Annotated in this window: 8 protein-coding genes and 1 rRNA gene; 2 read left to right on the plus strand and 7 right to left on the minus strand. The window is 70.8% G+C overall.

All coding sequences use genetic code 11. The annotated features are described in order from the left end of the window. Positions 1–5: 5 nt before the first annotated feature. Positions 6–323, minus strand: coding sequence for a hypothetical protein (locus ACZ7L5_RS24800; protein ID WP_383239762.1), 318 nt, complete (start codon positions 321–323; stop codon positions 6–8). 42 nt (positions 324–365) lie between these two features. Here ACZ7L5_RS24800 and ACZ7L5_RS24805 point away from each other — a divergent pair, with 42 nt between their 5' ends. Beyond that, positions 366–713 carry an SCP2 sterol-binding domain-containing protein gene (locus ACZ7L5_RS24805; RefSeq protein WP_362380873.1) on the plus strand — a complete coding sequence of 116 codons (348 nt, stop codon included), beginning with the start codon at positions 366–368 and terminating at the stop codon, positions 711–713. A gap of 52 nt (positions 714–765) precedes the next feature. On the opposite strand, the gene ACZ7L5_RS24810 is transcribed toward ACZ7L5_RS24805, so the two are convergent. From ACZ7L5_RS24810 to ACZ7L5_RS24825, 4 genes are all read right to left on the minus strand, one after another. Beyond that, positions 766–1,680, minus strand: coding sequence for an ABC transporter ATP-binding protein (locus tag ACZ7L5_RS24810; protein ID WP_471518816.1), 915 nt, complete (start codon positions 1,678–1,680; stop codon positions 766–768). Continuing rightward, positions 1,677–2,753 (minus strand): FecCD family ABC transporter permease, encoded by a 1,077-nt coding sequence (locus ACZ7L5_RS24815; RefSeq protein ID WP_471518870.1) that lies wholly within the window; start codon positions 2,751–2,753, stop codon positions 1,677–1,679. The genes ACZ7L5_RS24810 and ACZ7L5_RS24815 overlap by 4 nt, the downstream gene beginning before the upstream one ends. Positions 2,754–2,761: 8 nt before the next feature. After that, the gene (locus tag ACZ7L5_RS24820; RefSeq protein ID WP_471518818.1) at positions 2,762–3,805 is read right to left on the minus strand and encodes a FecCD family ABC transporter permease; all 1,044 of its coding nucleotides are present in this window, start codon (positions 3,803–3,805) and stop codon (positions 2,762–2,764) included. Between the two features lie 138 nt (positions 3,806–3,943). After that, the gene (locus ACZ7L5_RS24825; RefSeq protein WP_471518820.1) at positions 3,944–4,972 is read right to left on the minus strand and encodes an HAD hydrolase-like protein; all 1,029 of its coding nucleotides are present in this window, start codon (positions 4,970–4,972) and stop codon (positions 3,944–3,946) included. Positions 4,973–5,044: 72 nt separating this feature from the next. On the opposite strand from ACZ7L5_RS24825, the gene ACZ7L5_RS24830 reads away from it, so the two are divergent. Next, positions 5,045–6,337, plus strand: a complete 1,293-nt coding sequence (locus ACZ7L5_RS24830; RefSeq protein WP_471518822.1) for a DUF1015 domain-containing protein — start codon at positions 5,045–5,047, stop codon at positions 6,335–6,337. Between the two features lie 53 nt (positions 6,338–6,390). Here the strand turns inward: ACZ7L5_RS24830 and ACZ7L5_RS24835 are convergent, their stop codons facing one another. Both ACZ7L5_RS24835 and rrf read right to left on the minus strand, forming a co-directional pair. Then, positions 6,391–7,149, minus strand: coding sequence for a tetratricopeptide repeat protein (locus ACZ7L5_RS24835; protein ID WP_471518871.1), 759 nt, complete (start codon positions 7,147–7,149; stop codon positions 6,391–6,393). 1,167 nt (positions 7,150–8,316) lie between these two features. Next, positions 8,317–8,433 (minus strand): 5S ribosomal RNA (gene rrf / locus ACZ7L5_RS24840). Positions 8,434–8,593: the final 160 nt, after the last annotated feature.

The raw sequence follows: 8,593 nt of genomic DNA on the forward strand, positions 1-8,593 counted from the left end.
TCGGTTCAGCTCCTAGTCCCATACGTCGACGGGGGCCCCGGAGGTCCCGGGCGGGCGTCGAGCGCGGTGAGCGCGTCGCGCAGCCCCCGGTGTACATCCTCGTACACCTCCAGATGCCCGTCCGTGGCGAGGTGGTCGGCATCGCCGAGCCGCTCCAGCTGAGCGTCGACGTCGGCGTGGCCGGTGGGGGTGCGCGGGACGTTCAGCGGGGCGGGGGCGGCGGGGTCGTACTCGGGCTCGACCGCGAGCCCGGGGTCGGTTGCCTCCTCGGCCTCGACCTCGGTCTCCTCCGGGACCTCCGGCTGCGGAACTGTGTCGCTCATGCCCAGACGCTACCCCGAACCGCTGGGGTACCGTCGATCGCGATGGCCACGACTGAGGAGTGCCGCGCCGCACTCGAAAAGCTCTCGGACAACATGCAGCGCGCCGAAGGGGACGTCCGCTCGGCCGCCGCCCTGGACCGCTCGGTGAGCTGCCACATCACCGACCTGGACGTCACCTTCGCCGGCCGCATGGCGGGCGGTCGCATCCAGGTCCACGACACGCTCCAGGGCCCGCCCCGCGAGAAGGCCCAGATCAGACTGAGCATGACCGGAGACGACCTGGTCGCCATGGTCGACGGCGACCTGAACTTCGCCAAGGCATGGGGCTCGGGCCGGGTGAAGCTGCACGCGGGCCTGCGCGACCTGCTGGTCCTCAGGAAGCTGCTCTGAGTCACCTCAGGAGGCTTGCGCGGATCACCTCGGGAAGCTGCTCCAGGTCACCTCATGAGGCCTCTGCGGCGGCCACCTTCGCGATGTCCGCCTTCGTGACGTCAGCCTTGTCCCCGACCCGTGCCTTCCGCGCCGCCGGCACCACCAGCGGCGTCCCCGTCTCGGGGTCGTCGATGACCTGGCAGCGCAGGCCGAAGACGTCCTCGACCAGCTCGGCCGTCACGATGTCGTTCGGCGCGCCCTCGGCGATGATCTCCCCGCCGCGCAGGGCGATGAGGTGTGTGGCGTACCGGGCGGCGTGGTTCAGGTCGTGCAGCACGGCGACCAGCGTCCGCCCCTGCTCCTCGTGCAGCTGGGCGCACAGGTCGAGGACGTCGATCTGGTGCTGGATGTCGAGGTAGGTCGTCGGCTCGTCGAGCAGCAGCAGCGGCGTCTGCTGCGCGAGCGCCATAGCGATCCATACGCGCTGGCGCTGCCCGCCGGACAGTTCGTCGACATAGCGATCCGCGAGCTCGGCGACCCCGGTCTGCGCCATCGACTCCTGTACGACCCGCTCGTCCTCGGTCGACCACTGGCGCAGGATCCCCTGGTGCGGGTACCGGCCACGGCCCACCAGGTCGGCAACGGTGATCCCGTCCGGTGCGATCGACGACTGCGGCAGCAGCCCCAGCGTGCGCGCGACCTTCTTCGCCGGCATCGACTGGATGACCGACCCGTCCAGCAGGACCCGGCCCTGGCTGGGCTTGAGCATCCGCGACAGCGCCCGCAGCAGCGTGGACTTGCCGCACGCGTTCGGGCCGACGATCACGGTGAAGGAGTTGTCGGGTATCTCCACCGACAGCTGCTCGGCGATGACCCTCTGGTCGTAGGCGAGGGTGACATTGTCGGCGGACAGGCGGTTCACAGTGCTCCTTCGGTTGTTCAGCCCGTTGGTGAGGCTCTCGTTGCCGTTGCTGCCGGCGCTCATATCCGGCCCGCCTTGCGCTCGGTGACCAGCAGCCAGAGCAGGTATACGCCGCCGAGCACGCCCGTGACCACGCCCACGGGCATCTGGTCGGCTCCGAAGACCCGCTGGGATGTCCAGTCGGCGGCGACGAGGAGGGCGGCGCCCATGCACAGCGAGGGCAGCAGGTTCGGCCCGGGCGAGCGGGTCAGGCGCCGGGCGAGCTGCGGCGCGGTCAGTGCCACGAAGCTGACGGGGCCCGCGGCGGCGGTAGCGGCCGCGGTGAGCAGCACGGCCGCCAGCATCAGCAGCAGCCGTACGCGTTCGACACGCACTCCGAGGGCGTACGAGACGTCGTCGCCCATCTCCATCATCCGCAGCCCGCGCGCATTGGCGAGGACGAGCGGCACGAGGACGAGGCACAGCGCCAGCAGCGGCCAGACCTGGGCCCAGTCACGACCGCTGAGGGAGCCGGTCATCCACACGACCGCGCGGGCCGCGTCGACCAGGTCGGCCTTGGTCAGCAGATACCCGTTGACCGCGGTCATGATCGCGGACATGCCGATACCGACCAGCACCAGTCGGTACCCGTGCACGCCCCGCTTCCAGGCGAGCAGATAGATGGCGAGCCCGGTCGCGAGTCCGCCCACAAGGGCACCGACCGTGACCTGGGCGGAGTCCCCGGAGAACAGCACGATCATCACGAGCGCCCCGGCCGTGGCCCCCTGCCCGAGGCCGAGGATGTCCGGGCTGCCCAGCGGGTTGCGGGACAGCGCCTGGAACAGCGCCCCGCCGAGACCGAGCGCGGCACCGACCAGGAGCCCGACCAGGACCCTGGGCAGCCGCAGCTCGTTGACGATGAACTCCTGCCCCGCGTTGCCGTTTCCGGCCAGCGTCTTGAGCACGTCGCCCGCCGAGATCGGGAAGTCGCCGGTGCCGATCAGCAGGACGCTCGCGGTGAGCGCGGCGAGCAGCAGCAGGACGACGGCGGTCAGCGCCCGGACGTCCAGTCGGACGGAGATCCCGCCCGGCGTCCGCACGGCACGGTTGGCGCGGGTGGTCGCCGCCGGCTCCGCGGTCTTGGCTTCGCTCTTCACTGCGGTCCTCACAGCTGGGCCGTCCTCCGCCGTCGTACGAGAAAGATGAAGACCGGGCCGCCGAGGATCGCGGTGACGATGCCGACCTGGAGCTCGGCGGGCCGGGTGACGGTCCGGCCGAGCACATCGGCGCCGAGCAGCAGCACCGGCGACAGGACGGCCGCGTAGGGCAGGATCCAGCGCAGGTCGGGCCCGGTGAAGGACCGCACGACATGCGGCACCATCAGGCCGACGAACACGATCGGCCCGCAGGCCGCGGTCGCGGCGCCGCACAGGACGGTCGCGGCGAGCATCGACAGCACCCGGGTCCGGTTCAGGTTGGCGCCGAGCGCCTTGGCGGTGTCGTCGCCCATCTCCATGGCGTTGAGCGGCCGGGCCAGGGCGAGCGCGAGGACCACGCCGACGACGAGGAACGGCAGCACCTGCTTGATGGTCGAGTCCGTCGCCGAGGTCAGCGAACCGACCGTCCAGAAGCGCATCTTGTTCAGCGCCGCGTCGTCCGTGATCATCACGGCCTGGAGATAGCCGTAGAGCGCGGCGCTGATCGCCGTACCGGCGAGCGCGAGCCGCACCGGCGTGGCGCCCCGGCTGCCGCCGAGGAACCAGACCATCGCCCCGACCGCGGCAGCGCCGAGGAAGGCGAACCAGACATAGCCGCTCAGGCTGGTGACACCGAAGAACGTGATGGCGGTGACGACCGCGGCGGACGCGCCCGCGTTGATCCCGAGCAGGCCGGGATCGGCGAGCGGGTTGCGGGTGAGCGCCTGCAGCACCGCCCCGGCGAGACCGAGCGCGGCGCCGGCCAGCAGTCCGAGGACGGTGCGCGAGATCCGGTCGTCGACCACGACGTCGCCATAGGTCCCGGAGCTCTCGAAGAGCCCGTGCCAGACCTCCCCCAGGGACAGCTGTTTCGCCCCGATCGCGATACTCGCCGCAACGACGACCATCAGAATCAGGACAGAGACAAGCAGCCCAACGGCACGTATCGCCCATCGGGTTGGGGGCGCGGACTGGGACTCCGCGCGCTGTTCAGGAGGACTGTCGACCAACACGCAGTTAGGTTAGCCTACCCTCCCATTCAGCCACGATCCGCCGTACACGGTCACTGTGCCGCCGTACGGCGTCACCGCCCCGGCCACAATCCCTCCCCGGCGACGTCACACCCACGGCCACGGCGATTCCCTACGAGGTCACAACCCCAGCCGCGCCAGCCCCTTGCCCGCGTCCAGCGCGCACGAGCCGTCCCCGGCCGCGGTCCAGGCCGCCGCACACAGCGCCCGCAGCCCGTCCAAGGCCTCACCGTCACCGACGAGTTCCAGCCGGTCCGCCCGCGCGGTCGCCGTCCAGCCACCGCACCGGAAGCCCTCTCCGTCCTCGGCAACCTCCGGCTGCCCGGTGAGCAACCCGCGCAGATCGGCGTCGACATAAGTCGGCCGATGCTGCGGCGGCGCGGCAAGCAGCTGCGCACCATCGGTCACCCCGGTCAGCACCAGCAGCGAGTCGACGTCCCCGTTGAACGCGCCCTCGATGTCCGTGTCCAGCCGGTCCCCGACGACCAGCGGCCGCTCGGCGCCGGTGCGCAGGATCGTCTCCCGGTGCATGGGAGGCAACGGCTTGCCCGCCACCTGCGGCTCGGCGCCGGTGGCGATGCGCACTACCTCCACCGCCGCGCCGTTGCCCGGCGCGATCCCGCGCGCGCTCGGAATCGTCAGGTCGGTGTTGGACGCGAACCACGGCACCCCACGCGCGATGGCGTAGCACGCCTCCGCGAACCGGCCCCACGCGAGCTCCGGCCCGCCGTACCCCTGCACGACGGCCGCCGGATCGTCGTCCGCCGACTCCACCGGCTCCAGCTCACGCTCGCGCAGCGCCACCCGCAGCCCCTCCCCGCCGATCACCAGCACCCTGGCGCCCGCCGGCACCTGCTCACTGATCAACCGCGCAACCGCCTGCGCCGAGGTGATGACGTCGTCCGCCCCCGTGGGTATCCCCAGCGCGGTCAGATGCGCGGCCACGACGTCCGGAGTCCGCAGCGCGTTGTTCGTGACGTACGCGAGATGCATCCCGCCCGCACGGGCCGTTGCCAGCGACTCCACGGCATGCACGATCGCATTGCCCCCGGCGTACACCACACCGTCGAGGTCGAGCAGCGCCGTGTCGTACGCCTCGCTCAGAGCCTGGCCACTGCCCTCCGGCCTCCTCCTGACGCTCTGGCTCATTCCACATCGCTCCTCGCTCGACGGCTTTCCCTCGATCATCCCCCATGCCACCGACACCCGTACGATGCCGGGATGAACACAGCAGGTCACCAGGAAGCAACGGCGCGCCGAGGCCTCGAACTCACCCCGTTCCGAGGGCTTCGCTACGACCCCGACCGGGTCGGCAGCCTGGCCGCCGTGACATCGCCTCCGTACGACGTCGTCGTCCGCCCCGACGGCCTGCATCACCTTCAGGACGCGGACCCGTACAACATCGTGCGGCTGATCCTCCCTCAGGCCGACACCGCGGACGCCCGCAACGACCAGGCCGCGACGACCCTGCGCCGCTGGCTGTCCGAGGGCGTACTGACCGCCGACCCGGAGCCCGGCCTCTACGTCTACGAACAGCGTGACGGCGAGGGCATGCTGCAGCGCGGCATCATCGGCGCCCTGCGCGTGACGGAGCCCTCGGAGGGCCTCGTCCTGCCGCACGAGGACGTCATGCCGCACGTGGTCGCCGACAGAGCGGCTCTGATGCGCGCCACCTCCGCGAACCTCGAACCGCTGCTGCTGACCTACCGCGGCAACGGAACGGCGACCGACACGACCGCCGTCATCGAGCGCACGGTCGAGGGCCCTCCGCTCTTCGCGACCACCACGGAGGACGGCTTCAGCCACCGCCTGTGGTCGATCACCGACCCCGCCGACCTGGCCCGCGTCCAGTCGGACCTGACCCTCCGCCAGGCCCTGATCGCCGACGGCCATCACCGCTGGGCGACATATCGACGTCTACGCGCGGAGCACGGCTCGCCCAGCCCCTGGGACTACGGCCTGGTCCTCCTCGTCGACACGGCCCGCTACCCCCTCCGCGTCCGCGCCATCCACCGCCTCCTGCACGACCTGCCGGTGCCGGACGCCCTGGCCGCCCTCGACGGCCACTTCCGCGTACGCCGCCTCGAAGCCCCGCTCGCCGAGGCCATGGAGGCGCTTGCCGACGTCGCCTGCGCGGGCAACGCCTTCCTCCTCGCCGGAGACGGCGCCTTCCACCTGGTCGACGACCCGGACCCGGCCCTCCTCGACCGCACGGTCCCCACCGACCGCCCCGCGGCCTGGCGCACCCTGGACGCCACCGTCCTGCACGCCACACTCCTCGCCCACGTCTGGCACATCCCCGAGGACGACCCCACCCGCATCGCCTACATCCACGACACCGCCGCCACCGTCAAAAAGGCGGAGAGCGACGGCGGTACGGCCGTCCTCATGCACCCGGTCCGTGAGGACGTCGTACGCGACCTGGCCCGCCAGGGCGTGACGATGCCCCGCAAGTCGACGTCGTTCGGCCCGAAGCCGGCTTCGGGCCTGGTGCTGCGCACGCTGGACGGATAACGCCGAAGGGCGGGACCCCAGCCCGGGATCCCGCCCTTCATGTCACACGCGGCTCACTCCTTGTCGCCCTCTTCGGGGTCGACCGAGGCCTGCTCATCACGGCTGCCGTCGCTCTCGCCCTCGCCCTCGCTCTCGTCGAAGGCGTCGACGAACTCGACACCGTCCAACTCGGCGAGCCGGTCGGAGGCGTCCGTGCTGCCGTCCTTGTCCGCCTCGACGGCCTTGGCGAACCACTCACGCGCCTCACCCTGCCGCCCGGCGGCCAGCAGCGCGTCCGCGTAGGCGTACCGCAGCCGCGCGGTCCACGGCTGTACGGCGTTGGAGGCCAGCTCGGGGCTCTGCAGCGTCACGATGGCCGCGTCCAGCTGCCCCATGTCACGCCGAGCGCCGGCCGCGACGAGCCGCATCTCGACCTGTCCGGCCTTGTCCAGCTTGTGCACCTCGGACGCCCCGGCCATGTCCAGCGCCTTCTCCGGCCGCCCGAGCCCACGCTCACAGTCGGCCATCAACGGCCACAGCTCCACGCCACCGGTCATCCGCCGCGCCGCCCGGAACTCGGCAAGCGCCTCGGCGTACTTCTGGTTCGCATACGCCGCGAACCCGCCGGCCTCTCGCACGGCCGCGACACGCGACGCCAGCCGAAGGGCCACCTTGGAGTAGCCGTAGGCGCGCTCGGGGTCCTCGTCGATGAGCCGCGCGACCATCACCAGGTTCTTGGCGACGTCCTCCGCGAGCGTCTTCGGCAGGCTCTGCAGCTCCTGCCGTACGTCCTTGTCGATCTCGTCACCCGTGACGTCCTCCGGGATCGGCAGCCGCTTGATCGGCTCACGGTCCCGGTCCCGCTCATCACGGAACCGGCCACCGCCACGCCGGTCGTCACGCCGGTCATCGCGCCGTTCGTCCCGCCCACGGAACCCACCGGGACGCCCACCGCGGTCGTCCCGACGGGGCCCACGACCACCACGGTCGTCACGCCCACGGAACCCACCACGGTCGCCCCGGCTGTCATCCCGCCGGAAGCCGCCACGCTCATCGCCACGACGATCATCGCGACGGTCGTCACGCCGATCATCCCTGCGGTCATCACGCCGGTCATCGCGACGGAAGCCACCGCGGTCATCGCCACGTCGGTCGTCACGACGGTCATCACGCCGGAAGCTGCTTCGATCGCCGCCGCGGTCATCGCCACGACGATCATCGCGACGGTCGTCACGCCGGTCGTCACGGCGGAAGCCACGATCCCGGTCGTCGCCACGGAACCCACGGTCCCGATCGTCGCGGCGGAAGCCGCCGCGGTCACCATCACGGCGGTCGTCGCGCCGGCCATAGCCGCCACCGCCACGGTTGTCCTCCCGCCGGAAGCCACCGCGGTCGTCGCCACGACGGTCATCGCGCCGGGCGAAACCGCCGCGCTCGTCGTCGCGACGCTCCCCCCGGTCGTCCCGACGGAAGGACGGACGATCGCCCTCGCGACGGAAGCCACGGTCACGGTCGTCCCGACGCGGTCCACCGGAACGGTCGTCCCTACGGAACGGCGGACGGGGACCGCGATCGCCTTCACGCCGGTCGCCACCACGGTCATCACGCCGGCCGTAGCCACCGCCACGGTTGTCGTCCCGCCGGAAGCCGCCACGGTCATCGCTGCGACGATCGTCACGTCGGTCGTCACGTCGGTCATCGCGGCGATCGCCGCCCCGGTCGTCACCACGGCGATCGTCACGACGCCCGTAGCCACCACGGTCGTTGTCACGACGGGGACCGCCACGGGCACCACCACGGTCGCCGCCGCGGTAACCGCCTCGATCACCCCGGTCGCCGCGGTCACCACTGTCCCGTCGCCGCGGTTCGCGCTCCGGTCGGTCGTCGGGAGAGTTGGTGGACATCGGTGACTCCTGTCTTCGGTACCTCAAGCATTGTAAAAACGAAAGGACCCCTGGTCCCAGCTGAACGCTGGTGACCAGGGGTCCTTCCCAAAGATTGTTCGGCGGCGTCCTACTCTCCCACAGGGTCCCCCCTGCAGTACCATCGGCGCTGTAAGGCTTAGCTTCCGGGTTCGAAATGTAACCGGGCGTTTCCCTCACGCTATAACCACCGAAACCCTAATGGTTTCGAGCGAACAAGCACACTTTTCTTTTGTCTGTTCTGCTCAAAAAACCGGCAACGGTCGTTGCCTCAGAACTAACACAGTGGACGCGAGCATCTATGGACAAGCCCTCGGCCTATTAGTACCGGTCACCTCCACACGTTACCGTGCTT

The sequence above is a fragment of the Streptomyces sp. NPDC107528 genome (genome assembly GCF_055639295.1).

What these genes read in the sequence shown, in the direction of transcription:
- ACZ7L5_RS24825 (WP_471518820.1), bottom strand. Translation starts at nt 4,972, where the DNA reads ATGAGCCAGAGCGTCAGGAGGAGGCCGGAGGGCAGTGGCCAGGCTCTG.
- ACZ7L5_RS24800 (WP_383239762.1), bottom strand. Translation starts at nt 323, where the DNA reads ATGAGCGACACAGTTCCGCAGCCGGAGGTCCCGGAGGAGACCGAGGTC.
- ACZ7L5_RS24830 (WP_471518822.1), top strand. Translation starts at nt 5,045, where the DNA reads ATGAACACAGCAGGTCACCAGGAAGCAACGGCGCGCCGAGGCCTCGAA.
- ACZ7L5_RS24805 (WP_362380873.1), top strand. Translation starts at nt 366, where the DNA reads ATGGCCACGACTGAGGAGTGCCGCGCCGCACTCGAAAAGCTCTCGGAC.
- ACZ7L5_RS24810 (WP_471518816.1), bottom strand. Translation starts at nt 1,680, where the DNA reads ATGAGCGCCGGCAGCAACGGCAACGAGAGCCTCACCAACGGGCTGAAC.